The sequence below is a fragment of the Streptomyces sp. CCM_MD2014 genome, from assembly GCF_000772045.1.
Lineage (GTDB): Bacteria > Actinomycetota > Actinomycetes > Streptomycetales > Streptomycetaceae > Streptomyces > Streptomyces salinarius.
In genome coordinates this window covers 4392623-4418476 of record NZ_CP009754.1, presented here as the reverse complement: position 1 = coordinate 4418476, position 25854 = coordinate 4392623, and the positions used below count along the sequence as shown (strand labels likewise).

The 25854-nt window shown below is 68.8% G+C and carries 22 protein-coding genes; 14 read left to right on the top strand and 8 right to left on the bottom strand.

Going from position 1 to position 25854, the window contains the following annotated elements:
* Positions 1 to 6: 6 nt before the first annotated feature.
* From rplI to rpsF, 4 genes are all read right to left on the bottom strand, one after another.
* Positions 7 to 453: a 50S ribosomal protein L9 gene (rplI, locus tag NI25_RS19450; RefSeq protein ID WP_003975023.1), complete on the bottom strand. Its 447-nt coding sequence runs from the start codon at positions 451 to 453 to the stop codon at positions 7 to 9.
* An 18-nt stretch (positions 454 to 471) separates the two neighbouring features.
* Positions 472 to 708 (bottom strand): 30S ribosomal protein S18, encoded by a 237-nt coding sequence (gene rpsR, locus NI25_RS19445; RefSeq protein WP_003949403.1) that lies wholly within the window; start codon positions 706 to 708, stop codon positions 472 to 474.
* A gap of 45 nt (positions 709 to 753) precedes the next feature.
* On the bottom strand, positions 754 to 1347 hold the full coding sequence (locus tag NI25_RS19440; RefSeq protein WP_061443660.1) for a single-stranded DNA-binding protein: 594 nt from the start codon (positions 1345 to 1347) through the stop codon (positions 754 to 756).
* An 80-nt stretch (positions 1348 to 1427) separates the two neighbouring features.
* Complete coding sequence (gene rpsF, locus NI25_RS19435; protein WP_019324683.1) at positions 1428 to 1718, bottom strand: 30S ribosomal protein S6; 291 nt, start codon at positions 1716 to 1718, stop codon at positions 1428 to 1430.
* Positions 1719 to 1993: 275 nt separating this feature from the next.
* On the opposite strand from rpsF, the gene NI25_RS19430 reads away from it, so the two are divergent.
* From NI25_RS19430 to NI25_RS19420, 3 genes are all read left to right on the top strand, one after another.
* Positions 1994 to 2299, top strand: coding sequence for a hypothetical protein (locus NI25_RS19430; RefSeq protein WP_061443659.1), 306 nt, complete (start codon positions 1994 to 1996; stop codon positions 2297 to 2299).
* 139 nt (positions 2300 to 2438) lie between these two features.
* The gene (gene femX / locus NI25_RS19425; RefSeq protein ID WP_061443658.1) at positions 2439 to 3560 is read left to right on the top strand and encodes a peptidoglycan bridge formation glycyltransferase FemX; all 1122 of its coding nucleotides are present in this window, start codon (positions 2439 to 2441) and stop codon (positions 3558 to 3560) included.
* Between the two features lie 61 nt (positions 3561 to 3621).
* On the top strand, positions 3622 to 4653 hold the full coding sequence (locus NI25_RS19420; protein ID WP_061443657.1) for an alanine racemase: 1032 nt from the start codon (positions 3622 to 3624) through the stop codon (positions 4651 to 4653).
* Positions 4654 to 4738: 85 nt separating this feature from the next.
* Here NI25_RS19420 and NI25_RS19415 read toward each other — a convergent pair whose 3' ends face one another.
* The gene (locus NI25_RS19415) at positions 4739 to 6247 is read right to left on the bottom strand and encodes a glycosyltransferase family 87 protein (protein WP_061443656.1); all 1509 of its coding nucleotides are present in this window, start codon (positions 6245 to 6247) and stop codon (positions 4739 to 4741) included.
* A 120-nt stretch (positions 6248 to 6367) separates the two neighbouring features.
* Positions 6368 to 8755 (bottom strand): transglycosylase domain-containing protein, encoded by a 2388-nt coding sequence (locus NI25_RS19410; RefSeq protein WP_061443655.1) that lies wholly within the window; start codon positions 8753 to 8755, stop codon positions 6368 to 6370.
* 664 nt (positions 8756 to 9419) lie between these two features.
* Between NI25_RS19410 and NI25_RS19405 the strand changes: the two genes are divergently transcribed.
* The 4 genes from NI25_RS19405 (at position 9420) to NI25_RS19390 (ending at position 13197) form a co-directional block, all read left to right on the top strand.
* Positions 9420 to 10097, top strand: coding sequence for a PadR family transcriptional regulator (locus NI25_RS19405; protein WP_019324689.1), 678 nt, complete (start codon positions 9420 to 9422; stop codon positions 10095 to 10097).
* Between the two features lie 44 nt (positions 10098 to 10141).
* Positions 10142 to 11224 (top strand): inositol-3-phosphate synthase, encoded by a 1083-nt coding sequence (locus NI25_RS19400; RefSeq protein ID WP_061443654.1) that lies wholly within the window; start codon positions 10142 to 10144, stop codon positions 11222 to 11224.
* A gap of 79 nt (positions 11225 to 11303) precedes the next feature.
* Entirely contained in the window at positions 11304 to 12566 is a 1263-nt protein-coding gene (locus tag NI25_RS19395) for an MFS transporter (protein ID WP_061443653.1), read from the top strand.
* 46 nt (positions 12567 to 12612) lie between these two features.
* Positions 12613 to 13197 carry an LppU/SCO3897 family protein gene (locus tag NI25_RS19390; RefSeq protein WP_061443652.1) on the top strand — a complete coding sequence of 195 codons (585 nt, stop codon included), beginning with the start codon at positions 12613 to 12615 and terminating at the stop codon, positions 13195 to 13197.
* Positions 13198 to 13288: 91 nt separating this feature from the next.
* Here the strand turns inward: NI25_RS19390 and NI25_RS19385 are convergent, their stop codons facing one another.
* Positions 13289 to 14740 (bottom strand): CCA tRNA nucleotidyltransferase, encoded by a 1452-nt coding sequence (locus NI25_RS19385; protein WP_061443651.1) that lies wholly within the window; start codon positions 14738 to 14740, stop codon positions 13289 to 13291.
* Between the two features lie 225 nt (positions 14741 to 14965).
* On the opposite strand from NI25_RS19385, the gene NI25_RS19380 reads away from it, so the two are divergent.
* The 7 genes from NI25_RS19380 to trxA all read left to right on the top strand — a co-directional run bounded on the left by NI25_RS19380 (position 14966) and on the right by trxA (position 24822).
* Positions 14966 to 17389: a DUF6049 family protein gene (locus NI25_RS19380; RefSeq protein WP_061443650.1), complete on the top strand. Its 2424-nt coding sequence runs from the start codon at positions 14966 to 14968 to the stop codon at positions 17387 to 17389.
* A gap of 44 nt (positions 17390 to 17433) precedes the next feature.
* Entirely contained in the window at positions 17434 to 19842 is a 2409-nt protein-coding gene (gene murJ / locus NI25_RS19375; protein WP_061443649.1) for a murein biosynthesis integral membrane protein MurJ, read from the top strand.
* A 139-nt stretch (positions 19843 to 19981) separates the two neighbouring features.
* On the top strand, positions 19982 to 21700 hold the full coding sequence (locus tag NI25_RS19370; protein WP_061443648.1) for a protein kinase family protein: 1719 nt from the start codon (positions 19982 to 19984) through the stop codon (positions 21698 to 21700).
* Between the two features lie 31 nt (positions 21701 to 21731).
* On the top strand, positions 21732 to 22457 hold the full coding sequence (gene sigM / locus NI25_RS19365; RefSeq protein WP_061443647.1) for an RNA polymerase sigma factor SigM: 726 nt from the start codon (positions 21732 to 21734) through the stop codon (positions 22455 to 22457).
* Positions 22458 to 22474: 17 nt separating this feature from the next.
* The gene (locus tag NI25_RS19360) at positions 22475 to 23323 is read left to right on the top strand and encodes an anti-sigma factor family protein (protein WP_107071771.1); all 849 of its coding nucleotides are present in this window, start codon (positions 22475 to 22477) and stop codon (positions 23321 to 23323) included.
* Positions 23324 to 23481: 158 nt separating this feature from the next.
* Positions 23482 to 24450: a thioredoxin-disulfide reductase gene (gene trxB / locus NI25_RS19355; RefSeq protein WP_061443645.1), complete on the top strand. Its 969-nt coding sequence runs from the start codon at positions 23482 to 23484 to the stop codon at positions 24448 to 24450.
* A gap of 39 nt (positions 24451 to 24489) precedes the next feature.
* A complete protein-coding gene (trxA, locus tag NI25_RS19350; protein WP_061443644.1) occupies positions 24490 to 24822 on the top strand; it encodes a thioredoxin in 333 nt (110 codons plus the stop codon).
* Between the two features lie 103 nt (positions 24823 to 24925).
* Here trxA and NI25_RS19345 read toward each other — a convergent pair whose 3' ends face one another.
* Positions 24926 to 25543, bottom strand: a complete 618-nt coding sequence (locus NI25_RS19345) for a GNAT family N-acetyltransferase (protein WP_061443643.1) — start codon at positions 25541 to 25543, stop codon at positions 24926 to 24928.
* Positions 25544 to 25854: the final 311 nt, after the last annotated feature.

The following is a 25854-nucleotide window of genomic DNA, read 5'->3' as shown; positions in this document are numbered from 1 at the left end:
CAGTGCTCAGGCAGCGACAACCTCGATGCTGACCTTGGCGTCAACCTCGGGGTGCAGACGCACGGACGTCTCGTGGGCGCCCAGGGTCTTGATCGGCGAGCCCAGCTCGATGCGACGCTTGTCGACCTCGGGGCCACCGGCGGCCTTGATCGCCGAAGCGACGTCGGCCGGAGTGACGGAGCCGAAGAGACGACCGGCGTCGCCGGAGCGGACGGCCAGACGGACCTTCACACCTTCGAGCTGGGCCTTCACCTGGTTGGCCTGCTCGATGGTCTGGATCTCGTGGATCTTGCGAGCACGACGGATCTGCTCGACGTCCTTCTCGCCACCCTTGGTCCAGCGGATCGCGAACTTCCGCGGGATCAGGTAGTTGCGAGCGTAACCGTCCTTGACGTCGACGACGTCGCCCGCGGCACCGAGGCCGGAAACCTCGTGGGTGAGGATGATCTTCATGATTCGGTCACCCTTCCCTTATCGCGCGGTGGAGGTGTAGGGCAGCAGCGCCATCTCACGGCTGTTCTTCACGGCCGTGGCGACGTCACGCTGGTGCTGGGTGCAGTTGCCGGTCACGCGACGGGCACGGATCTTGCCGCGGTCGGAAATGAACTTCCGCAGCATGTTCGTGTCCTTGTAGTCCACGTACGTGACCTTGTCCTTGCAGAATGCGCAGACCTTCTTCTTCGGCTTGCGCACAGGCGGCTTAGCCATGATGTTTCTCCTGTGTGATCAAGAAGTGTGGGTGGAGCCCGCCCCTTAGAAGGGGGGCTCGTCCGAGTAGCCGCCACCGCCGCCGGAGCCACCGCCCCAGCCGCCGCCCTGGCCGCCACCGCCCTGCTGGCCACCGGCGGGAGCGCCGGTCGCCCAGGGGTCGTCGGCGGGAGCGCCGCCGCCCTGCTGGCCGCCACCGGGGCCGCCGCCCCAGCCGCCGCCACCCTGGCCGCCGCCACCACCGCCGTAACCGCCCTGGCCGCCGCGGCCCTGGCCCGAGGTCTTGGTGACCTTGGCCGTGGCGTTGCGCAGGCTGGCGCCGACCTCGTCGACGTCCAGCTCGTAGACCGTGCGCTTGACGCCCTCACGGTCCTCGTAGGACCGCTGCTTCAGCCGGCCCTGCACGATGACGCGCATGCCTCGCTGGAGCGACTCGGCGACGTTCTCCGCCGCCTGGCGCCAGACCGAGCAGGTGAGAAAGAGGCTCTCGCCGTCCTTCCACTCGTTCGTCTGGCGGTCGAAGGTGCGGGGGGTCGACGCGACGCGGAACTTCGCGACGGCCGCACCGGACGGGGTGAAGCGCAGCTCGGGGTCGTCGACAAGATTGCCGACGACCGTGATGACGGTCTCGCCTGCCATGGGGAACCTCTCGGCGGGTTTGCTGCTCTGGCTGCTTGGTTGCTGCTACTCGAATCCCGGGATCGGCTGAGCGGGAGGGCTCAGTGGGTCTCGGGACGGAGGACCTTGGTCCGGAGGACCGACTCGTTCAGGTTCATCTGGCGGTCGAGCTCCTTGACGACCGCAGGCTCGGCCTGCAGGTCGATGACCGAGTAGATGCCCTCGGGCTTCTTCTTGATCTCGTACGAGAGACGACGACGGCCCCAGGTGTCGACCTTCTCGACCTTTCCGCCGCCGTCACGGACGACAGAGAGGAAGTTCTCGATCAGCGGGGAGACAGAGCGCTCCTCGAGATCGGGGTCGAGGATGACCATCACCTCGTAGTGACGCATGTGGAACCCACCTCCTTTGGACTCAGCGGCCACGGTCGTTCCGTGGCAGGAGGGTTGCGATGCGTTCGCACCGGCATCAACGAGTAAACCAGGACCCACTGACAATCGGGCCTCCTCCGAGGAGGTGGCCCGGGCACGGCCGGCAACAGACACCGGTGCGGAAGGTACAGCGTACCCGGCTGCCGCCTTGCGGTTGAAATCAGGCCCCGAGGGGACACAATCGGTAGTCAGGGATGTGAGGGCGAAAACACACTGCCTTCGGCAGGAGGTTCCCCATGGCACAGATCATGCGACCCGCCAAGCCCCGGACCGGCCTGCTGGCCACCGACGGCAAACCGCACCCCCTCCAGGACACGCTGCTGGCCGTGACCGTCGTCCTCGCCGTACTCGCCGTCGCGACCGCGAGCTTCCGGGGACTGCACGTCCTGACCTCCTGGGCGGGGCTGCTGGGTGTCCTGACCGGCGGGTACGGCCAGTACGTGTCCGAGACGACACGGGAGCGCTTCGGGCTGGTGCTGGCGCTCGGCGTCTCCGCGTTCGGTCTGTTCTTCGGCATCTACCACGGTGGGTTCGTCGGCTGATCCGCAGCCCCGGCCGCCCGGCCGGGGCCACCCCTTCCGGCCGTACGCCGGACGGGGCGCTCACAGGGCGCAGTAGGCTTCGCGCGAGAGCCGGAGCCCCTGTACCCATGGGGACACACCAGCCCGAGGAGCGCCCCGAATGAGCCTGACCCTGAGGACCATCAGCCGCGAGCAGCATCTGGCCTACATCCAGAGCCTGCCGGCGGCGAGTCACATGCAGGTCCCGGCATGGGCGGACGTCAAGGCGGAATGGCGCTCGGAAAACCTCGGCTGGTTCGACGACCGTACCGGCCAGCTGGTCGGCGTCGGTCTCGTCCTCTACCGGCAGCTGCCCAAGATCAAGCGTTACCTCGCGTACCTCCCCGAGGGCCCGGTGATCAACTGGTTCGCGCCGAATCTCCAGGAATGGATGGAGCCGATGCTGGCGCACCTGAAGCAGCAGGGCGCCTTCTCCGTCAAGATGGGCCCGCCGGTGATCATCCGGCGCTGGGACGCGACGTCCATCAAGAAGGGCATCCAGGACCCCGACGTCAAGCGCCTGCGGGACATAGAGGCGGACCACATCGAGCCGCGCGCCTTCGAGGTGGCCGACAAGCTGCGCCGCATGGGCTGGCAGCAGGGCGAGGACGGCGGCGCCGGCTTCGGTGACGTGCAGCCCCGCTACGTCTTCCAGGTGCCGCTGGCCAACCGCTCCCTGGAAGAGGTCCACAAGAACTTCAACCAGCTGTGGCGCCGCAACATCAAGAAGGCCGAGAAGGCCGGTGTCGAGGTCGTCCAGGGCGGCTACCACGACCTCGAGGAGTGGCAGCGGCTGTACGAGATCACGGCCGTGCGCGACCACTTCCGGCCGCGCCCACTGTCCTACTTCCAGCGCATGTGGGCGGCCCTCAACAACGAGGACCCCAATCGCATGCGGCTGTACTTCGCCCGGCACAACGGAGTGAACCTGTCCGCGGCGACCATGCTCGTCGTCGGCGGGCACGTCTGGTACTCCTATGGCGCCTCCGACAACATCGGCCGCGAGGTCCGGCCGTCGAACGCCATGCAGTGGGCCATGCTCCGCGACTCCTACGCGCTGGGCGCCACCGTCTACGACCTGCGCGGCATCTCCGACTCGCTGGACGAGAGCGACCACCTCTTCGGTCTGATCCAGTTCAAGGTGGGTACGGGCGGTCAGGCGGCCGAGTACCTCGGCGAGTGGGACTTCCCGCTGAACAAGTTGCTCCACAAGGCGCTCGACATCTACATGTCGCGCCGCTGACCACACCGCCCATCCCCGATCCGCACCTCTGACAGCCACGAGAAAGGTTCCAGGTCCGGCCATGGCGCTCACGCTCTACGTCGACACCGCGCGCTGGCGGGCGCACCACAAGCACGTGCAGGAGCAGTTCCCCGGGCTGGTCCCGGTCTGCAAGGGCAACGGCTACGGATTCGGTCACGAGCGGCTGGCGGAGGAGGCCACACGGCTGGGCTCGGACGTACTGGCCGTCGGCACCACCTACGAGGCCGCCCGCATCAAGGACTTCTTCGGCGGTGACCTGCTGGTCCTCACGCCGTACCGGCGCGGTGAGGAGCCCGTACCGCTGCCCGACCGGGTCGTGCGTTCGGTGTCGTCCATCGACGGCGTGTACGGCCTGGTGGGCGCGCGGGTGGTCATCGAGGTGATGTCCTCGATGAAGCGGCACGGCATCAGCGAGCAGGACCTGCCGCAGCTGCACGCCGCCATAGAGAACGTCCGGCTGGAGGGCTTCGCCATCCATCTGCCGCTGGACCGTACCGACGGCTCGGACGCCGTCGAGGAGGTCATCGGCTGGATGGACCGGCTGCGCGCGGCCCGGCTGCCGCTGCACACCATGTTCGTCAGCCACCTCAAGGCCGACGAGCTGGCCCGGCTCCAGCAGCAGTTCCCGCAGACCCGTTTCCGCGCCCGGATCGGCACCCGGCTGTGGCTGGGCGACCACGAGGCCACCGAGTACCGCGGCGCGGTCCTGGACGTCACGCGCGTGGCCAAGGGCGAGCGTTTCGGCTACCGGCAGCAGAAGGCCGCCTCCGACGGGTTCCTGGTGGTCGTCGCGGGCGGTACGTCGCACGGGGTGGGTTTGGAGGCGCCGAAGGCGCTGCACGGCGTGATGCCGCGCGCCAAGGGTGTCGCCCGGGCCGGCCTGGCCACGGTCAACCGGAATCTCTCGCCGTTCGTCTGGAGCGGCAAGCAGCGCTGGTTCGCGGAGCCGCCGCACATGCAGGTGTCGATCCTGTTCGTTCCGTCCGACGCGACGGAGCCCAAGGTGGGGGACGAGCTGGTGGCCCATCTGCGGCACACCACCACGCAGTTCGACCGCATCCTCGATCGCTAGCGAACGGGCCGTACCCGCGCGAAGGCCGTACACGACGTCCTGGCGATCCCCGTGGTCGTCGTGTACGGCCTCTTGATGCGTTCGCTCAGAGCGAACCGTCCGGCTGCCGGCTCTTGCCCCAGTCGACGTGTGGTCCTTCGAAGTGGGCCGCGGGCGGTTCGGTGCGAGCCGTGGGGCCCAGGACGAAGACGTCCTCCGCGCCGTCCAGCACACCGCCCGACGGGTCGTCGTCGCCCGTCCGCCGGACCGGGTCCCGGTCCGGCAGCAGGATGTCGCGCACGACCATGACGCAGAGGAACAGCGTTCCCAGCAGGTGCAGGCCGATCGCCCAGTGGTAGCCGTCCGTCGGCAGCCCCTTGTGGGAGTCACCGCTGGTCGTGTACGCGAGGTACATCCAGATGCCGAGGAAGTACGCCACCTCGCAGGCCTGCCAGACCAGGAAGTCCCGCCACTTCGGCCGGGCCAGTGCGGCCAGCGGCACCAACCAGAGCACGTACTGCGGTGAGTAGACCTTGTTGGTGAGAATGAACGCCGCGACGATCAGGAAGGCGAGCTGGGCGAAGCGCGGGCGCCGGGGTGCGGTCAGCGTGAGTGCCGCGACGGCGCCGCAGCACAGCAGCATCAGGAGCGTGGCGAGGGTGTTGACGGTCTCGGTGCTGAGGGGGTTGTCGGAGTTCTGGGCCAGGATCAGCCAGAAGGACCCGAAGTCCACTCCGCGTTCCTGGCTGAACGTGTAGAACTTCGACCATCCGTCGAAGGCGTAGAGCATCACCGGCAGATTCACCACGAGCCAGGCGACGGCCGAGCCACCCAGAGCCACTCCGAACGCCCGCCATTTGCCCGCTCGCCAGCACAGGACGAGCAGCGGGCCGAGGATCAGGAACGGGTAGAGCTTGGCGGCCGTGGCCAGGCCCAGCAGCACGCCGAAGGCCAGCGGGCGCTCCCGGGACCACATGAGCAGTGCCGCGGCCGTCAGGGCGACCGCCAGCAGGTCCCAGTTGACCGTGGCGGTCAGCGCGAAGGCGGGAGCCAGGGCGACGAGCAGGCCGTCCCAGGGACGCCGGGTGTGGGTACGGGTCACGCAGACGGCGATGACGGCCGCACACACCATGAGCATCCCGGCGTTGACCATCCAGTACCACTGCTCCTGGTCCTGGATGGTGCCGCTGCCGGGTGTGAGCCAGGACGCGACCTCCATGAACAGGCCGGTCAGCACGGGGTACTCCAGGTACTCCATGTCGCCGGGGAGCTTGTCGAAGTACGGCACGAGTCCGTCGACGAACCCACGGCCCTGGTAGAGGTGCGGGATGTCCGAGTAGCACGCGTGGGTGTACTGGGAGCTGGCTCCGAAGAACCAGGCACCGTTGTAACAAGGGGCTTTCTGGACCAGCCCGAGGGCGAACATGCCGATCGCCACGAGTGCGATCACCCGCACAGGCGTCCACCAGGACCGGCCGAGCAGGGCACGCCGGCCCATCGGGCCGCCGATCAGCTCGCTTCCGGCCGCGGCGACCGGGTCCTGACTGGTCGGTCGTACCGGGTCCGGCTCGTGCACGCTCGCTGGCGTCGATTCTGCACTGGGCATGGGGCACATCCTGCCGTATGCCCCTGGGAACAGGCCGGGGCCGCCGCACCCTGCTGGATGCGACGGCCCGTGTTTCACGTGAAACTTGCGGGTGTTTCACGTGAAACACCCCTGCTTGCGGCTCTGCGGTCAGCCGTTCGCACCCCAGATGGTGTTCCCTCGGCTGTTTCCGTTGCTGTCGCCCTCTTCACCCGTGTCACTGGACGTTGGTGAGGGTGATCCGCTCCCTTCCGAGCCGCCTGGGCCATTGCCCCCGTTGCCGTTGCCGCCATTGCTTTCGTCGTCACAGTTCCACTCGAAGACACCACACGTGTTGCTCGGGGCCGGAGGCGAGGGGCTGTTCTGCGTGTCACTGGGTGACGGAGTCGGCGACGGGCTGGCTTCCTCGGTCTTGGATGCGGAGGCAGAGGGGGTGGGCGTGGGGGTCGGCGACGGGGTGTCGTTGACGACCTCGCCGATGGGCTCCGGCTCCGGGAACCCTTCCACCTTCAGGTTCTTCACCGCGTCCGACATGTAGTCCTGCCAGATCGTGGACGGGAAGGAGGCGCCGTGGATCTTCTTCTCGCCGCCCGTTCCGTACATCTCCAGGAAGGTGCGGTTCTTGATGGTCTCGTCGTCCGGGTAGCGGTACATGCTGATCGCGGTGGACAGCTGCGGGGTGTAGCCCACGAACCAGGCGGACTTGTTGCCGTCCGTCGTACCGGTCTTGCCGGCCACCTCGCGGCCGGGCAGCTGGGCGTTGGAGCCCGTGCCGTCCTCCACGACGGTCTTCAGGACGTCCGTGACGTTGTCCGCGACCTTCGCGGTGAAGGCCTGCTTCTCCTCGACCTTGTGCGTGTAGATCGTGCCGTCCTTGCTCGTCACCTTCGTGACGGAGTACGGCTCGCGCTGCTTGCCGCTGTCCGCGAAGGTGGCGTAGGCGCCCGCCATGCGGATGGCGCTCGGGTCCGAGATACCGAGGGAGAAGGACGGGAAGCCGGATCCCGTCAGGCTGTCCTCCAGAAGCCCCGCGTCGACGGCGGCTTCCTTCACCTTGTCCAGGCCGACGTCCATGCCGAGCTGCACATAGGCGGAGTTCACCGACTCCCGCATCGCCTCTCGGAGGTCGATCTTGTAGTCCGGCGGATCACCGACACTGTCCTGACCGTCGTTCTCCTGGCGCCACTGCTCGCCGTCCTCGTTCTCCCAGACCGACCCGTCGTAATTGTTGATCTTGAGTTTGTTCTTGCCGCTGTAGAGGCTCTTCGGAGAGGCGATGGTGCGCTCGTCCTGAGCCTGGACCGGGCCGAGGTCCGGATCGCGCACGCCCCACTTCATCGCCGCCGCGAGCACGAACGGCTTGAAGGTCGAACCGACCTGGGCACCGGTCACGTCGGCGTTGTTGGTGAAGTGCTTGGTGGCGTCCTCACCGCCGTAGATGGCCTTGATGGCCCCGGTCTTGGTGTCGATCGACGCTCCGCCGAACTGGACGTGGGTGTCCGTTTCGGGGCGCTTCTTGGGGTCGATCTTCTCCTTGTAGACCTTCTGGACCGCCTTCTCCATCTCGTCGACCTTCTTCTTGTCGAAGGTCGTGTAGATCGAGTAGCCGCCCTTCTCCAGCTGCTGCTCCGTCACCTTGCCGCTCTTGAGCACGGAGGACTTGGCGAGCCTGACGAGGTAGCCGATCTGGCCGCCCAGCTTCGCGTTCGACTGCGGGTGCTGCGTGGTGGGGAGTTCGGTGTACTTGGCCCGTTCCGCCTGGTTCAGATGCCCGTACTCCACCATCTTGTCGAGGGTGTCCTGCATCTGGGAGTGAGCGCGCTTCTTGTTGGCGTCCGGAGTGGCCGCCGGATCGATGGAGACCGAACCCGCCGGGTCGTAGTAGGTGGCGCCCTTGAGCATCGCCGACAGGAAGGCGCACTGTCCCGGGTTGAGATCGACGGCGTCGACGTTGAAGTACGCCCGGGCCGCGGCCTGGATGCCGTAGGCGCCGCGGCCGTAGTAGGCGGAGTTCAGATAGCCCTCGAGGATCTTGTCCTTCGGCTCCTCGGCGCCGACCTTGATCGAGACGAAGATCTCCTTCACCTTGCGGGAGATCGTCTGCGACTGGTCGTTCAGCATCGCGTTCTTCACGTACTGCTGGGTGATGGTGGAGCCACCCTGCGTCTCACCGCCCTTGGCCATGTTGAACACGGCGCGGGCGATGCCCTTGGGGTCGATGCCGCTGTCGGTGTAGAACGTCTTGTTCTCCTGCGAGATGACCGCATTGCGCATCGCCTTGGGGATCTGCGAGAGATCGACGCTCTGGCGGTTGCGGTCACCGCCCGTGGCCACCATCTGGGTGTTGTCGGCCCAGTAGTAGACGTTGTTCTGCGCCGTGGCGCTCTCGTCGATGACCGGAACGCTCACCATGGCGTACGCGATGCCGGCGGCGCCGACCAGGCAGCCGAAGAACGCGATGCACAGCCCGGAGACGAGCCTCCAGGAGGGCACCCAACGGCGCCACCCGTCCCTGTCGTAGCGCGGGTAGTCGATCATCCGCTTCTTGCCGGGCGCGGCGGCACGTCCCCGCCCGGGCCCTGCCGACCCGCCGGGGGCGCCTCGTCGGCCACCGCGGCCCGGCTCGGCGGCTCTGCGGCGGCCACCCCCGTTCCGCTGTGCGGCGCGCCGGGCTTCGGCGCGGCTGCCGTACGCACGCTCCTCGTTCTCCGGACCGTACGAACCGGACGGAGACCCTGTGGCGCCCCGCGGTGCCGCACGGCGGCCGGAGGACGAGCCGGACTGACCGCGTCGGGCCGCGGCACGTCCGCCTCCCTGCGGCTGCGGCGGTTTGCGACGGTGCTCGCTCATCGAACGACTACTCCTCGGGCAGGCGCACCCTTGCGCGCCTGGTAAAGGCGGCTGGTTTCCGGTCCCCCCGAAGTACGGATGCGGCCCCTTCCGCATTCACCCGTACTGCACCGGGGACAGGGACGCCCCCAGACGTCACTCGGTTCCCGGTGGTTCGCATGGCGCACACACTACGCACCGTCAAAACCCCCGAGGCCCGAAGTTCACCTCAAATCAGGCAACTTGCTCGTGATGAAACCCTGATGTGATCCCGTTCACCAGTTCCCCCCTTGTCGCACGTGGAAGCTCGTTCTATCGTGCTGATGTATCGAGTCGATACATCAGCACGGCATAAGGGCGAGAGGAGGCGACGATGAGCCGGAGATCCGGCATCCTCGAGTTCGCCGTACTCGGCCTGCTCCGCGAGTCCCCGATGCACGGCTATGAGCTGCGTAAACGGCTCAACACCTCACTGGGCGTGTTCCGGGCGTTCAGCTACGGGACGCTCTATCCCTGCCTCAAGACGCTGGTCGCCAACGGCTGGTTGATCGAGGAACCGGGGAACGTCGGCGAGGCCGCCGCCTCCCTCACGGGGCGCCGCGCCAAAATCGTCTACCGGTTGACGGCCGACGGTAAGGAACATTTCGAGCAGCTCCTCTCCCAGACGGGCCCGGACGCGTACGAGGACGAGACCTTCGCCGCTCGCTTCGCGTTCTTCGGCCAGACGTCGCGAGACGTACGCATGCGCGTGCTCGAGGGCCGGCGCAGCCGGCTGGAGGAGCGCCTGGAGAAGATGCGGGCCTCCCTGGCCCGCACCCGGGAGCGACTCGACGACTACACGCTTGAGCTCCAGCGCCACGGAATGGAGTCCGTGGAGCGCGAGGTGCGCTGGCTGAACGAGCTCATCGAGAGCGAGCGGGCGGGGCGGGACCTGAGGGGTTCCGCCGCGGAGGGGACCGCTCAACAGGACACGACATCTGGAGCGACGGGCGGCCTGCCCCGGCCGGGGGACGACCCCCGGCCGGATACGCCCGGCGACACCGCCACGTGAGCGCCCAGTCAGGGCCTCACTCGTACACACAGGGAGCAACCGGAATGGGTTCGGTTCGCGTAGCCATCGTCGGCGTGGGCAACTGCGCCGCATCGCTGGTGCAGGGCGTCGAGTACTACAAGGACGCCGACCCGGCGTCCAAGGTCCCCGGTCTGATGCACGTCCAGTTCGGCGACTACCACGTCCGTGACATCGAGTTCGTCGCCGCCTTCGACGTGGACGCCAAGAAGGTCGGCCTGGACCTCGCGGACGCCATCGGCGCCTCCGAGAACAACACCATCAAGATCTGCGACGTGCCGAACACCGGTGTCCAGGTCCAGCGCGGCCACACCCACGACGGTCTCGGCAAGTACTACCGCCAGACCATCGAGGAGTCCGCCGAGGAGCCGGTCGACATCGTCCAGGTCCTCAAGGACAAGCAGGTCGACGTTCTCGTCTGCTACCTGCCCGTCGGTTCCGAGGACGCGGCGAAGTACTACGCCCAGTGCGCCATCGACGCCAAGGTCGCCTTCGTCAACGCCCTCCCGGTCTTCATCGCCGGCACCAAGGAGTGGGCGGACAAGTTCACCGAGGCGGGCGTCCCGATCGTCGGCGACGACATCAAGTCCCAGGTCGGCGCCACCATCACGCACCGCGTCATGGCGAAGCTGTTCGAGGACCGGGGCGTCGTCCTGGACCGCACGATGCAGCTGAACGTCGGCGGCAACATGGACTTCAAGAACATGCTCGAGCGCGAGCGCCTGGAGTCCAAGAAGATCTCCAAGACGCAGGCCGTCACCTCCCAGATCCCCGACCGCGACCTGGGTGCGGACAACGTCCACATCGGCCCGTCCGACTACGTCGCCTGGCTGGACGACCGCAAGTGGGCCTACGTCCGCCTCGAGGGCCGCGCCTTCGGTGACGTCCCGCTGAACCTGGAGTACAAGCTCGAGGTCTGGGACTCCCCGAACTCGGCCGGTGTCATCATCGACGCCCTGCGCGCCGCGAAGATCGCCAAGGACCGCGGCATCGGCGGCCCGATCCTGTCGGCGTCGAGCTACTTCATGAAGTCCCCGCCGGTCCAGTACTTCGACGACGAGGCCCGCGCCAACGTCGAGAAGTTCATCGCGGGCGAGGTCGAGCGCTGAGAAGCCGCTGACCCCGGTCTGCCGAGGGTCCCCGGGTCGCATGACCCGGGGACCTTTCCCATATGTGAGGCTGTGCTCCATGGCCGTCGTCCGTGACCTGCGCATCCTGCTGCGCCTGAAGGGGTTTCGGCACCTGCTCGCCGTTCGCCTTCTCTCCCAGGGCGCCGACGGCGTCTATCAGGTCGCGCTCGCCACCTACGTCGTCTTCTCCCCGGAGAAACAGACCTCGGCCGCCGCGATCGCCTCCGCCATGGCCGTCCTGCTGCTCCCCTACTCCCTGGTGGGCCCCTTCGCCGGTGTCCTCCTGGACCGCTGGCGACGCCGCCAGGTCTTCCTGTACGGCAACCTGCTGCGCGCCGTGCTGGCCTCGGTGACGGCGGTGCTGATGCTCGCCTCCGTCCCCGACTGGCTCTTCTACGTATCGGCCCTGTGCGTCACCGCCGTCAACCGTTTCGTCCTGGCGGGCCTGTCGGCCGCGCTGCCCCGGGTGGTCGACGCCGAGCGCCTGGTGATCGCCAACTCGCTCTCCCCGACGGCCGGCACCCTGGCCGCCACGGCGGGCGGCGGACTCGCGTTCGTCGTGCGCCTCGTGGTCTCCGACTCCGACGCCGCCGTGGTGCTGCTCGGTGCCGGTCTCTATCTGTGCGGCGCGCTGGCGTCGCTGCGCATCGCCGTGGCGCTGCTGGGCCCGGACCCGGCACGTGTTCCGCCGAGGCTGACCTCGGCTCTCACCGGCACCGCCCGCGACCTGGTGGCGGGCGTGCGCCATCTGGCCGCACCCGCCCGCCGGGAAGCGGCCTGGGCACTCGCCGGCATGACGCTGATGCGGTTCTGCTACGGCGCCCTGCTGGTCATGCTGCTGATGCTGTGCCGGTACGCCCTGACCTCGGACACGGAGGAGGGACTCGCCCTGCTGGGACTGGCGCTCGGCGTTTCCGGGGCGGGCTTCTTCGCGGCCGCGGTGGTCACCCCCTGGGCGGCGGGACGGCTGGGCCCCGGCCGCTGGATGGCCGTATGCGCCGGGATCGCCACCGTGCTGGTGCCGGCGCTGGGCCTGCCGTTCGCCACCGCGCCCCTGCTCGCCGCCGCGTTCGTGCTCGGCCTGACGACCCAGGGGGCGAAGATCGCCACCGACACGGTTGTGCAGTCCGCGGTCGACGACACCTTCCGCGGCCGGATCTTCTCCGTCTACGACGTGCTGTTCAACGTCGCCTTCGTCGGCGCGGCCGGGGTGGCCGCACTCATGCTGCCGCCGGACGGCCGCTCGGTGCCGCTGGTCGTGACGGTCTCCGTGGTCTACGGAGTGGTTGCGGCAGCTATGGCCCGGTTTGAGAGCCGGTAAGTGTCACATCAGTGACACAGAGCCCCACTGGACTACAGAGTTGTCAGTGGGACCCGGTAGCTTACGTGCGTCTTATCTCGCGGCATGTCCGCGACACGCACCTATTCCAGGGGGACCCCCAGTGACCACCCAGCCGCCGCCTCAGGGCAACCCGTTCGCGCAGAACCAGCCGCAGGCTCCGCAGCAGCCTCAGGGGCAGAACCCCTACGCCCAGGGCCAGCAGGGCTTCCCGCAGCAGGCGGGCCAGCCCGGGTTTCCGCAGCAGGGTGCTCCGTACGCCCCCGTGCCGCCGCAGCCGGCCCGTCGCAAGCCGAGCTTCAAGACGATCAAGAACATCGTCATCGCGGTGATCGTCGTCGGCGTCGCGGTCGGCGGCTACATCGCCAGCCGGGACGACGCCGACCAGGCCGGCGTGGGTGACTGCCTGAAGTCCGCGTCGTCGTCCTCGGACCGCATGGAGGTCGTGGACTGCTCGTCGTCGGAGGCCGAGGGCAAGGTTCTCTCGAAGGTGAAGGGCCACTTCACGTCGCTGACCGCCGAGACCGAGTGCCGGAAGGTCGACGGAGCCACCGGCTTCTACGCCGAGACGGGCGACGGGGAAGAGTTCCTGCTCTGCCTCGGCGACGTCTGAGCGCGAGGATCACCTCAACCTCACGGGCATGTTTCACGTGAAACGTGACCCCGGCGGGCGGCACGTTTCACGTGAAACGTGCCGCCCGTTCTCATGCGCTCGCCGGGTGCTGGGCCCACCATTCCTTCAGGGCCTCCACCGCCGCGTCATGCCCCATCGGCCCGTTCTCCAGACGGAGCTCCAGCAGGTGCTTGTAGGCCTGCCCGACGGCCGGCCCGGGCCGGATTCCGAGGATCTCCATGATCTGGTTGCCGTCCAGATCCGGGCGGATCGCGTCCAGCTCCTCCTGCTCCTGAAGCTGCGCGATCCGCTCCTCCAGACCGTCGTACGCGCGAGAGAGGGCCGACGCCTTGCGCTTGTTGCGCGTCGTGCAGTCCGACCTCGTCAGCTTGTGGAGCCGATCGAGCAGCGGTCCCGCGTCCCGGACATAGCGGCGGACCGCGGAGTCCGTCCACTCGCCCGTGCCGTAACCGTGGAAGCGCAGGTGCAGCTCGACCAGGCGCGAGACGTCCTTCACCAGCTCATTGGAGTACTTGAGCGCGAGCATGCGCTTCTTCGTCATCTTCGCCCCGACCACCTCGTGGTGGTGGAACGAGACCCTGCCGTCCTTCTCGAAGCGACGGGTGCGCGGCTTGCCGATGTCGTGCAGCAGGGCGGCCAGGCGCAGGGTCAGGTCAGGGCCCTCGCTCTCCAGGGCCATCGCCTGCTCCAGGACGATGAGCGTGTGGTCGTAGACGTCCTTGTGCCGGTGGTGCTCGTCACGCTCCAGCCGCAGCGCCGGCAGCTCGGGCAGGACCCGCTCGGCGAGGCCGGTCTCCACCAGCAGGGTCAGTCCCTTGCGCGGGTGCGACGAGAGGATGAGCTTGTTCAGCTCGTCCCTGACCCGCTCGGCCGAGACGATGTCGATGCGTCCGGCCATGTCCCGCATGGCCTTGACGACCTCCGGGGCCACCTCGAAGTCAAGCTGCGCGGCGAAGCGCGCGGCTCGCATCATCCGCAGCGGATCGTCCGAGAAGGAGTCCTCGGGAGTACCCGGAGTACGCAGCACGCCGGCCGCGAGGTCGTCGAGCCCACCGTGCGGGTCGATGAACACCTTCTCCGGGAGCGCGACGGCCATCGCGTTCACCGTGAAGTCGCGCCGGACGAGGTCCTCCTCGATGGAGTCGCCGTAGGACACCTCGGGCTTGCGCGAGGTGCGGTCGTACGCCTCCGACCGGTAGGTGGTGACCTCGATCTGCCAGCCGTCCTTCTGCCCGCCGACCGTGCCGAAGGCGATCCCGACCTCCCAGACCGCGTCCGCCCAGGGGCGCATGATCTTGAGTACGTCCTGGGGACGGGCGTCCGTCGTGAAGTCCAGGTCGTTGCCGAGCCGCCCGAGCAAGGCGTCCCGGACCGACCCGCCGACCAGGGCGAGCGAGAACCCGGCCTCCTGAAAGCGGCGGGCGAGATCGTCGGCTACGGGGGCGACCCGCAGCGGCTCGTTCACCGCGCGGTGCTGCTCCTGGTTCAGGACACTGGGGCTGACTTCGTTGGCGTTCGGCACAACAGAACAGGGTACGTGGCCCGGACGGAGACAGGCGCCCCCATTCATCGGGCGCGGAATCCCCCGCTTTCGTACCGCTCCCTTTATAGGCGCACAAAGAGGGAAGCCCGCCCCGGCTGCGGATCTTGTGGCATACGCCGCGGCACTTCCCCTCGGCGCACATCGTTACCATGCGTGGACGCACATTCCGACGACCACTGATCACGACGAGGGACGGGCGAGCGCGTGGCCGAGGCGGCAGACTTCCAGGGGACCAGTCCCTCACCTGCCCGCCGGTGGCTCCGGCGCACCACGGCACTGCTCGCCGGGGCGCCGCTGCTGGCCGGCCTGGTCCAGCTGCCCGCCGCCGGTTCGGCGCACGCCGAGGGGGCGGCCGCCGCCCTGGCCGACTCGGACTCGGGCTCGGTGGCCGTCGCCGTGGACTCGCTCACCCCCTCGGCACCGACCGACGGGGACACGGTGACCGTGTCGGGCACTGTGACGAACAAGGGCAAGCAGACCGTCACCGACGCCCATGTGGGCCTGCGCGTGGGACCGCAGATCGACACCCGGTCGTCCGTCGACGCGATCGCCAAGGACAGCGACGATCTCCAGGGCTCCGTCTCTCCGGAGATCGACGACAAGTACACCGAGAAGTTCTCCAAGCTCACCCCCGGCGTCGCCGAGCACTTCAACATCTCCGTCCCGGTCGACGATCTCAACCTCGGCGACGACGGCGTCTACGAATTCGCCGTCTCGCTGTCCGGTGAGACCTCCGCACAGCCGTGGGAACAGATCCTCGGCATCCAGCGGACCTTCCTGCCGTGGCAGCCCGACGGGGCCGACACCAAAACCAAGACCACGGCGCTGTGGCCTCTCGTCTCGACGACGCACATGGCCGCCGAGACGGGGCCGAACGAGGAGCAGACACCGGTCTTCCTCAACGACGACCTGGCGAAGGAGATCTCTCCCGGCGGCCGTCTGAACCAGATGGTGACGCTGGGCAAGGATCTCGACGTCACCTGGGTGGTCGATCCGGACCTGCTGGCCTCCGTCGACGCGATGACCGGCAGCTACCGCGTCCGGGACGGGGACAACACCGTCGCCGGCACCCACCAGGCGATCGCCAAGCAGTGGCTGGCCGACCTGCAGGACGCGGTGGCCGACGAGGAGGTCGTCGCCCTCCCCTTCGCCGACCCCGACCTGGCCTCCCTGGCCCACAACGGCACGGACGTCACCGGCTCCCTGAGTCAGCTCAAGGAAGCGACGGACGTCATCGGCAACACCGTCGAGCCGATCCTCCACGTGAAGCCGAACACCGACTTCGCCTGGCCCGTGGACGGCGCCGTCGACCGGTCGATCGTCAAGGTCGCCACCTCCGCGGGCGCCGACAAGGTGATCGCCCGCAGCGACTCCCTCCGGGAGACCGAAGGCCTGCCCTACACCCCCTCGGCCGCCCGTCCCATCGGTGGCGGCACCACGGCCGTCGTGGCCGACGCCCGGCTCTCCACGGCGTTCGAGGGCGACCTCACGACGGCGTCCGCCTCCACGCTCGCCGTGCAGCGCTTCCTCGCCCAGAGCCTCGGCCTGGGCCTCCAGACCGACAAGCAGCGCAGCGTCGTCATCGCCCCGCAGCGGATGCCCTCCGGCAGCCAGGCCCGCGCGATGGCCGAGGCGCTGCGGGCCCTCCAGAGCGGCACCTGGTCCCAGTCCCAGAAGCTGTCCGCTGCCTCCGCCGCCAAGCCGGACCCGGACGCCGCCACCAAGGTGCCGGGCACCTCCTCCTACCCGTCCGGGCTGCGCAAGAAGGAGCTGCCCCGGTCGGCCTTCGTGGAAAGCGCGCGGACGCAGGACGCCCTGGACAGCTTCAAGGTCGTGCTCTCGGACCCGTCCCGGGTGGTGACCCCCTTCGGACGTGCCCTGAACCGGGAGATGTCCGTGTCGTGGCGCGGCCGGGCCGCCGAGGCGAAGTCGTTCCGCGACGGGGTGAAGTCCTACCTCGACAGCCTGTCGGGCCGGGTCAGGCTGATCGACAAGTCGGAGACGAAGCTCTCCGGCCGCAGCGCCACGATCCCGGTGACGGTCCAGAACAACCTGGTGCAGGACGTCGGCCCCCTGGTCCTCCGGCTCACCTCGACCAACCCGACGCGCCTGGAGATCGGCGGCGCCCGCTACCAGGAGCAGCCGATCTCGGTCTCCGGCGGCCACAGCCAGTCGGTGAAGTTCACCACGTCGGCCAACGCCAACGGCCGGGCCACCGTGATCGCCCAGCTGTACACGCAGGACGGGCGGCCCTACGGCAAGGCCGTCACCTTCGACGTGAAGGTCACCGAGATCACGGCCACCGTGATGCTCGTCATCGGCGGCGGTGTCCTGCTGCTCGTCCTCGCCGGCTTCCGGATGTACACGCAGCGCAAGCGCGCCGCGGCCCGCGCCGCCGAGAAGGCCGACGAGGAGACGGACGAGGAGACCGAGTCCGGGGAGAAGTCGGAGGCGGCGGAGAACTCCGAGGACGACCCGGAGAACCCGGAAACCCCCGAAGCACGTCACACACAGGAGTCCGAGGCACCGGCCCGGGCAGGCGACCCGGAGCAGCCGAGTGACCCGACACCGGACACCGCAACGGAAAGCGCCGACCCGTCCGGCACGGGTGAGAGAGTGGACCGTTGAGGATGTCGTGGCCGGTCGGCCCGGGACGATGAGGTGGGGTAACCATGAACGCGCCGTACGACGGTGACCGCGGTCAGGCCGCGGACGGCTCGGGTCACCCCCAGGGCCCGCCGCCGGACCCCGGCCGGACGCCGCCGCAGGCGCCCGCGGACATGTACCTCCAGGACGCCTACGACCAGGACCCCTACCGGGCGCAGGACCTCTCCGCCCAGGACCCGGTGTCCGAGGCGCTCTACGACCGCGCCGCGCATCCCCCGCCGCCCCAGGGCACGTACCCGCCGCAGCAGCCGCTGTACTCCCAGCCTCCCCAGTCGCCCCACGCCCCCGACCCCCGTCTCTGGGCCCCGACCCCGGCCCCCGAACCGGAGGGCCCGACGCAGTACCTGCCGTACGGCGACGACCCGCGGACCACCCAGTTCGTCGGCGTGGACGACCTGGTCGGCCAGGCCGGTGACCAGCGTCACGAGCCCGACGCCTTCGCACACCTCTTCCGCGACCAGCAGCAGGGCGGCGGCCACCCCTCGTACAACGACCAGGCGGCCGTACCCGCCCCGGCTCCGGCCCCGTACGGCGGGACGGCGGGACCGGGGCAGTACGGCACCACACCGGCTCCGGGACAGTACGGCGGGCACCAAGGGCCCGACCCGTACGGCAACGCTCCCGCGCACGGCCAGTACGGCGGCCCCACTCCGGCGCCCGGCCAGCACGCGGCACCCGCGCCGGGCCAGTACGCGGTGGCGCCCACCCCTGAGGCGGCCGAGGCCCCCCTCCAGGAGCCCGAGCCCGCCCCCGCGGCGCCGCCGGCCGCCGCGCCCAAGAAGGGCGGGCGTGCGGGCGGCCTGCTGAAGTCGAGCGCCGTGATGGCGGCGGGCACGATGGTTTCGCGGCTGACCGGGTTCGTGCGGTCAGCGATGATCGTGTCGGCCCTGGGCCTCGCGCTGCTGGGCGAGTCCTTCCAGATCGCCTACCAACTGCCGACGATGATTTACATCCTCACCGTCGGCGGCGGCCTCAACTCGGTCTTCGTCCCCCAGCTCGTACGGGCCATGAAGGACGACGACGACGGTGGCGAGGCCTACGCCAACCGGCTCCTCACCCTCGTCATGGTGGCTCTGGGCGTGCTCACCGTGTTGGGCATGCTGGCGGCCCCTCTGCTGGTTCGCGCACTGTCGAACCCGGTGGCGTCGGACCCCGCGGCCAACGAGACGGCCATCACCTTCACCCGGTACTTCCTGCCGTCCATCTTCTTCATGGGCGTCCACGTAGTGATGGGGCAGGTTCTCAACGCCCGTGGACGCTTCGGCGCGATGATGTGGACCCCGGTCCTGAACAACATCGTCATCATCGTCACCCTCGGCATGTTCCTCTATGTCTACGGCACCGCCGCGGACTCCGGGATGACGGTCGCGACCATCCCGGAAGAGGGCAAGCAGCTCCTCGGCGTCGGCATCCTGCTCGGCCTCGTCGTCCAGGCCCTGGCGATGATCCCCTACCTCCGCGAGACCGGGTTCAGGCTGCGGCTGCGGTTCGACTGGAGGGGGCACGGCCTCGGCAAGGCCGCGATGCTCGCCAAGTGGACCATCCTGTTCGTCCTCGCCAACCAGGCGGGCGCCCTCGTCGTCATCCAGCTCGCCACGGCGTCGGTCACCGACACCGACCTCGCCGGCACCGGTTACAGCGCCTACGCCAACGCCCAGCTCATCTGGGGACTGCCGCAAGCCATCATCACCGTCTCCCTGATGGCGGCCCTGCTGCCGCGTATCTCCCGCTCGGCGGCCGAGGAAGACGGGGGAGCGGTCCGCGACGACATCTCCCAGGGCCTGCGCACCACGGCCGTCGCCATCGTGCCGGTCTCCTTCGGCTTCGTGGCGCTCGGCATCCCGATGTGCACGTTGATCTTCGGCTCCTCGGGCACGGGCGCGGCCACCAACATGGGCTACATACTGATGGCCTTCGGCCTCGGCCTCATCCCGTACTCCGTGCAGTACGTCGTCCTGCGCGCCTTCTACGCCTACGAGGACACCCGGACGCCGTTCTACAACACCGTCATCGTGGCCGTGGTCAACGCCGCCGCCTCGGGTCTGTGTTACCTCCTGCTGCCCTCCCGCTGGGCCGTGGTCGGCATGGCCGCCTCCTACGGCCTGGCCTACGTGATCGGCGTGGGCGTCGCCTGGCGCAGGCTGCGCAAGCGGCTCGGTGGTGACCTGGACGGCGCCCGGGTGCTGCGCACGTACGCCCGGCTGTGCATCGCGTCCGTACCGGCAGCCCTGCTCGGCGGCGCCGCCTGCTACGCGATCAGCCAGGCGCTCGGCCAGGGCGTCGTGGGATCGTTCGCCGCGCTGATCGCCGGCGGACTGCTCCTGTTCGGCGTCTTCTTCGTCGCCGCCCGCAAGATGCGCATCGAGGAAGTCAACTCTCTGGTCGGGATGGTGCGCGGACGCCTGGGACGCTGAGACCCGGGGTAGGCGCACAACCATCGTCCGCCGCTGTGTGTCGTGCATAGCGGCGGACTGTGGGCACAATTGGGTTCGGCGTCGGACGCGCGGATCGGGAGTCGGCCGACGCGCACGGAATGGGGAGGCAGGAACGACGGTGGCGGAACGGAGCACAGCTGCCGTCGACGTGGCAGACAACAGCGGTGACGAGCCGCTGACCGCACAGGCGGACCAGTCCACGGCCGACGGGGTGGCCAACAACCGGGAGCGGGACACGGACAGCGACGAGGCACAGGGGAGCCCCACGAGCGAGGAATCCGGCAAGCCCTCGCCTCCCGAACTGCACAGCGGGCACAAGCTCGCCAGACGCTACCGCCTCGAGGAATGCGTCACCCGTCTGGACGGCTTCAGCAGTTGGCGGGCCGTCGACGAGAAGCTGCGCCGAGCCGTCGGAGTCCACCTCCTTCCGGCGGACCACCCGCGAGCCCGCTCCGTGCTGGCCGCGGCACGTTCCTCCGCCCTCCTCGGCGACCCCCGATTCGTCCAGGTACTGGACGCCGTCGAGGACAACGACCTCGTCTACGTCGTCCACGAGTGGCTTCCCGACGCCACCGAGCTGACCGCGCTCCTCGCCTCCGGACCGCTGGATGCCTACGACGCCTATCAGATGGTCAGTCAGGTGGCGTCGGCCATGGCGGCCGCACACCGCGAAGGCCTGGCCCATCTGCGCCTGAGCCCCAACGCGGTGCTGCGTACGTCGACGGGCCAGTGGCGCATCCGCGGACTCGCCGTCAACGCCGCGCTGCGCGGCATCAGTTCCGACACTCCGCAGCGCACCGACACCGAGGCCATCGGCGCCCTTCTGTACGCCACGCTCACCCAACGGTGGCCGTACGAGAGCGACGCGCACGGTCTGGCGGGACTGCCCAAGGACATCGGCCTGATCCCCCCGGACCAGGTGCGGGCCGGCGTCCACCGCGGCCTGTCCGAACTGGCCATGCGGGCGCTCGCCAACGACGGCGCCACCGCCTCCCGCCACGAGTCCCCGTGCACGACGCCGGAGGAGCTGGTGAAGGCGATCGGCGAGATGCCGCGCATCCGCCCGCCGGAGCCTGCGTACACCGCTCCACCCCAGTACCAGCGCACGGCCTACCAGCAGGGCGCGTACGGCCGCCCGGCACCGCTCCCGGGTGTCACCCAGCCCGTGCCGACGCCGCCGCCCCCGCTCCAGAGCCGTACCGGCAAGGCCCTCAAGTGGAGCGTCTCGGCCCTGCTGATCGCCGCGCTCGGCCTCGGCAGCTGGCAGTTGGCGGACGCCCTCATGGAACGGGGCGGCAAGGCCGACGACCAGAACCAGACCCAGACGACGGACGGCAACGACAAGAACGACGAGCGGACCAAGCCGGCCAAGCCGATCAGTGTGCGGGAAGCCCAGGAGTATGTCGCCAGCGGCGGAGCCCAGGCCCCGGGGGACGTCGCCAACACCTACGACGGCGACGCCTCCACCTTCTGGCGCACGAAGAAGTACAACGAAGGCCCGAAGCTCGCGCCGTACAAGCCCGGAGTCGGCATCGTCTACGACCTCGGTTCGCCGCAGGACGTCTCGACAGCGTCGGTGGGGCTCCGGTACACCGGTGATCACACGACCGTGCATCTCTACGCCACCGACGGCCTGTCGCCCTCGACAGGGGTCGACGGTATGAAGGAGATCGCGAGCGCCACCACGACCGGCACCTCGCTCACTGCCAAGGCATCGAAGCCCGTCAAGACGCGGTACGTCCTCCTGTGGATGACCGACGTGCCGAACGCTCCGTCCGACGGCTACAGCGGCGCCGGCTACAAGCAGGCGATCACCGACGTGACGTTCAAGGGCTGAAGGCCCTCGGAGGGTAGGGGGAGGAGGCCCGATGGCAGATGACACCGCCTACAGCGGCATCAGCGATCAGGACCTCCTCGCCCGCCATGTCGAGGGCGACCCCGATGCCTTCGGTGAGGTCGTACGCCGTCACCGCGACCGGCTCTGGGCGGTGGCCCTGCGGACGCTGGGGGATCGCGAGGAGGCGGCCGACGCCGTCCAGGACGCTCTCGTCTCCGCCTACCGGGCCGCGCACACCTTCCGCGGGCAGGCAGCCGTCACGACCTGGCTGCACCGGATCACGGTGAACGCCTGTCTGGACCGTGCCCGCAAGGCCGCGTCGAGGAAAACCGCACCCGTCGACGACACCGAGCGCCTGGAGCAGCTCCTGGAGCCGCACGAGTCGGCCTCCGCACCCGCCGAGCGCAATGATCTGCACCGTCAGCTGCTGGAGGCCCTGGGTACCCTGCCGGCCGACCAGCGAGCCGCTCTCGTCCTGGTGGACATGCAGGGCTACCCCGTCGCCGAGGCCGCCCGCATCCTCGACGTACCGAGCGGGACGATCAAGAGCCGGTGTGCCAGGGGCAGAGCCAGGCTTCTGCCGCTACTCACCCACCTCCGGCCTGACGGCAGCGAGAAGAAGAGGGAACCGGACGCGGAGCGGAACCGGACGCAGGGGGCATCCGTCCCACCCGCAGCGGGGCCGCAGCGTGCGGGTCCGCCGGAGACAGGACCGAGCGATTCAGCCGCAGTGAAGGGCGGAGGTGGACGAGCGTGACGTCGTCGACGACAGACATGACCGAGCACCCGGACACCACGGAGCTCTCCGACCTCGCCGAAGGTCTCCTCCCCAGTGCACGGACCACCGACGTACGGCAGCATCTGGCCGACTGCGAGCTCTGCGCGGACGTCTACGCCTCACTGGACGAGATCCGGGGATTGCTCGGCAGCCTGCCCGCCCCGGAACGCATGCCGGACGACGTGGCTGCCCGTATCGACGCCGCCCTGGCAGCCGAGCCACTGCCGAGTGTCTCCGGCACCACGCATGTTTCACGTGAAACATCGGCAGCGGTCGACCGGCCCACTGGTCACGCCCGCCCCTCCTCCACCGGTCCCGGTCGCAAGGACCGTCGGAGAGGCGGGCGACGCAGGATCGCTGTCCTCAGCGCCGTGACCGCGGCTGCCGCCATCGGACTCGGCTCGGTCATCGTGTCCTCCCTGAACGGGGGGAGCTCCTCCGACGACACCGCCCACGAGCAGCAGACCGCGCTCGCGGACACCTTCTCCGAGGGGCACCTCAAGGACAAGGTCACCGGCCTCGTCGCGGACGGAAGCGCCCAGAAGGAGTCGCGCACACCGCGCAGCTTCGGCATGGAGTCCGAGAACGGTGGCGCGACCTCCGAAAACCACGTCTTCAAGCAGCCGACCGTCCCCGAGTGCATCCAAAGGGGCATCGGGCGCGACGACCCGGCGATCGCCACGGAGGAGGGCGTCTACAAGGGCAAGGAAGCCCTGCTGGTGGTGCTGCCCGACGCCGCCAACGACACACGGGTCACCGCCTACATCGTCGAGTCGGCGTGCGTGAAACAGCCCACGATCGGCAAGGGCAAGATCCTTCTGAAGCACTCCTACGCGCGTTCGTAGCGGTCCGGCTTCGTCGCCCTCGGACGGCCCGGCCCTGTCGCCGTGTGCCCGGACACAGCGGGAATGCGCGCCCCGTAGGATCCGTTAGGTGGGGTGAGAGTTCCGAGTGCAGCTCCACCCGGCCCTGAAGACGCAGTCCAGAGACGAGGAATGAAGCCGTGAGCGACGTCCGAAACGTGATCATCATCGGCTCCGGGCCCGCCGGCTACACGGCGGCGCTCTACACCGCGCGAGCGTCGCTGAAGCCGCTGGTGTTCGAGGGTGCCGTCACCGCGGGCGGAGCCTTGATGAACACCACCGAGGTCGAGAACTTCCCCGGCTTCCAGGACGGCATCATGGGCCCCGAGCTCATGGACAACATGCGGGCCCAGGCGGAGCGCTTCGGCGCCGAGCTGATCCCGGACGATGTCGTGGCCGTCGATCTCAGTGGTGAGATCAAGACCGTCACCGACACCGCAGGCACGGTCCACCGCGCCAAGGCCGTCATCGTCACCACCGGCTCCCAGCACCGCAAGCTCGGCCTGCCGAACGAGGACGCGCTGTCCGGCCGTGGTGTCTCCTGGTGCGCGACCTGTGACGGCTTCTTCTTCAAGGACCAGGACATCGCCGTGATCGGTGGCGGTGACACCGCGATGGAGGAGGCCACGTTCCTCTCCCGCTTCGCGAAGTCCGTGACGATCGTCCACCGCCGCGACACCCTGCGCGCCTCCAAGGCGATGCAGGAGCGTGCCTTCGCCGACCCCAAGATCACGTTCGTCTGGGACAGCGAGGTCGCCGAGGTCCAGGGCGACCAGAAGCTCTCGGGCCTGAAGCTGCGCAACGTCAAGACCGGCGAGCTCTCGGACCTCCCGGTGACCGGCCTGTTCATCGCGATTGGCCACGACCCGCGCACCGAGCTCTTCAAGGGCCAGCTGGACCTGGACCCGGAGGGCTACCTGAAGGTCGAGGCACCCTCGACCCGCACCAACCTGACGGGTGTCTTCGGCGCCGGTGACGTGGTCGACCACACCTACCGCCAGGCGATCACCGCCGCGGGCACCGGCTGCTCCGCCGCTCTCGACGCCGAGCGCTACCTCGCCGCGCTCAGCGACGAGGACAAGGCGGAGCCCGAGAAGACCGCCGTCTGACCACCCCATCCCCCGCACGACTCAGTTAAGGAGCCCGCCGTGGCCGGCACCCTGAAGCATGTGACCGACGCTTCCTTCGAGCAGGACGTCCTCAAGAACGACAAGCCCGTCCTGGTGGACTTCTGGGCCGCCTGGTGCGGTCCGTGCCGCCAGATCGCGCCGTCCCTCGAGGCGATCGCCGCCGAGTACGGTGACAAGATCGAAATCGTCAAGCTGAACATCGACGAGAACCCGGGTACGGCTGCCAAGTACGGCGTCATGTCCATCCCCACCCTGAACGTCTACCAGGGCGGCGAGGTCGCCAAGACCATCGTCGGCGCCAAGCCGAAGGCCGCGATCGTCCGCGACCTCGAGGCCTTCATCGCCGACTGACGATCGTCGGCTGACGATCGCCGACACACGTTTCACGTGAAACACGAATGGGCCGACCCGAGCGGGTCGGCCCATTCTGCTTACAACAGCTTTCCGTACCTCACTACAGCGGACGCAACACCGGTTCCTTCTGAACTGCGCCAAGCAGGCGGTCCAGTGCCATCTCCACGTCTTCCTTCCAGGAGAGCGTGGACCGAAGATCCAGTCGCAACCGTGGGTGACGGGGATGCGGCCGGACCGTCTTGAAGCCCACCGCCAACAGATGGTCTGCCGGCAGAAGACAGGCAGGCTCCTTCCAGCGAGCATCTCCGAACGCCTCGATCGCCTTGAAGCCCCGGCGCAGAAGGTCCTTGGCGACCGTCTGGACCATCACCCGGCCCAGCCCCTGACCCTGATACCCCGGGATCACGAAGCCGGTCATCAGCTGGACCGCGTCCGAGGAGACCGGACTGGTGGGGAATGCCGCCGAGCGCGGTACATACGCCGGCGGCGCGTAGAGAACGTAGCCAACCGGCACGTCATCGACATAGACCACCCGGCCGCACGACCCCCAGTCCAGCAGGACGGCGGAAATCCAGGACTCCTTCTCCAGAGCGGGTGTGCCCGCCTCTACCGCGGCCTCGCCGCTGACGGGGTCCAGTTCCCAGAAGACGCACGAGCGACAGCGCTGGGGAAGGTCCTGAAGGTTGTCCAGCGTGAGCGGTACGAGCCGGCGCCCCATGAAGGCTGTTCCTCGCTTCCTTCGCCTGCCGCGTCGCGGGCGGCTGTCAGAGCGCTCCGTTCCCTGAGCAGGCTGCCGATGAACCCACCGACCGCGCCCAGCCCCAAGCCCGCGCTCACCAGTTCGGTGCGGCTCATCGTTCGCACGGCCCCTGCCTTCCGCTCAGAGGTACTGCCAGGTGACGATGCCATCCCGGTCGCATCGTATCCACGATGCGATGGCCTCGACACCGACGCAAAGCAAAGGGCGGGCCGTGTTCCGGTATCCACCGGACACGGCCCGCCCTTGAGGCTCTCCAAGGACCACTGAGC

Coding starts and splice junctions, on each gene's coding strand:
- NI25_RS19440 (WP_061443660.1), bottom strand. CDS start 1,347: ATGGCAGGCGAGACCGTCATCACGGTCGTCGGCAATCTTGTCGACGAC.
- NI25_RS19430 (WP_061443659.1), top strand. CDS start 1,994: ATGGCACAGATCATGCGACCCGCCAAGCCCCGGACCGGCCTGCTGGCC.
- murJ (WP_061443649.1), top strand. CDS start 17,434: ATGAACGCGCCGTACGACGGTGACCGCGGTCAGGCCGCGGACGGCTCG.
- sigM (WP_061443647.1), top strand. CDS start 21,732: ATGGCAGATGACACCGCCTACAGCGGCATCAGCGATCAGGACCTCCTC.
- femX (WP_061443658.1), top strand. CDS start 2,439: ATGAGCCTGACCCTGAGGACCATCAGCCGCGAGCAGCATCTGGCCTAC.
- NI25_RS19415 (WP_061443656.1), bottom strand. CDS start 6,247: ATGTGCCCCATGCCCAGTGCAGAATCGACGCCAGCGAGCGTGCACGAG.
- rpsF (WP_019324683.1), bottom strand. CDS start 1,718: ATGCGTCACTACGAGGTGATGGTCATCCTCGACCCCGATCTCGAGGAG.
- rpsR (WP_003949403.1), bottom strand. CDS start 708: ATGGCTAAGCCGCCTGTGCGCAAGCCGAAGAAGAAGGTCTGCGCATTC.
- NI25_RS19400 (WP_061443654.1), top strand. CDS start 10,142: ATGGGTTCGGTTCGCGTAGCCATCGTCGGCGTGGGCAACTGCGCCGCA.
- NI25_RS19395 (WP_061443653.1), top strand. CDS start 11,304: ATGGCCGTCGTCCGTGACCTGCGCATCCTGCTGCGCCTGAAGGGGTTT.
- NI25_RS19345 (WP_061443643.1), bottom strand. CDS start 25,543: ATGGGGCGCCGGCTCGTACCGCTCACGCTGGACAACCTTCAGGACCTT.
- rplI (WP_003975023.1), bottom strand. CDS start 453: ATGAAGATCATCCTCACCCACGAGGTTTCCGGCCTCGGTGCCGCGGGC.
- NI25_RS19420 (WP_061443657.1), top strand. CDS start 3,622: ATGGCGCTCACGCTCTACGTCGACACCGCGCGCTGGCGGGCGCACCAC.
- NI25_RS19410 (WP_061443655.1), bottom strand. CDS start 8,755: ATGATCGACTACCCGCGCTACGACAGGGACGGGTGGCGCCGTTGGGTG.
- NI25_RS19360 (WP_107071771.1), top strand. CDS start 22,475: ATGACCGAGCACCCGGACACCACGGAGCTCTCCGACCTCGCCGAAGGT.
- NI25_RS19405 (WP_019324689.1), top strand. CDS start 9,420: ATGAGCCGGAGATCCGGCATCCTCGAGTTCGCCGTACTCGGCCTGCTC.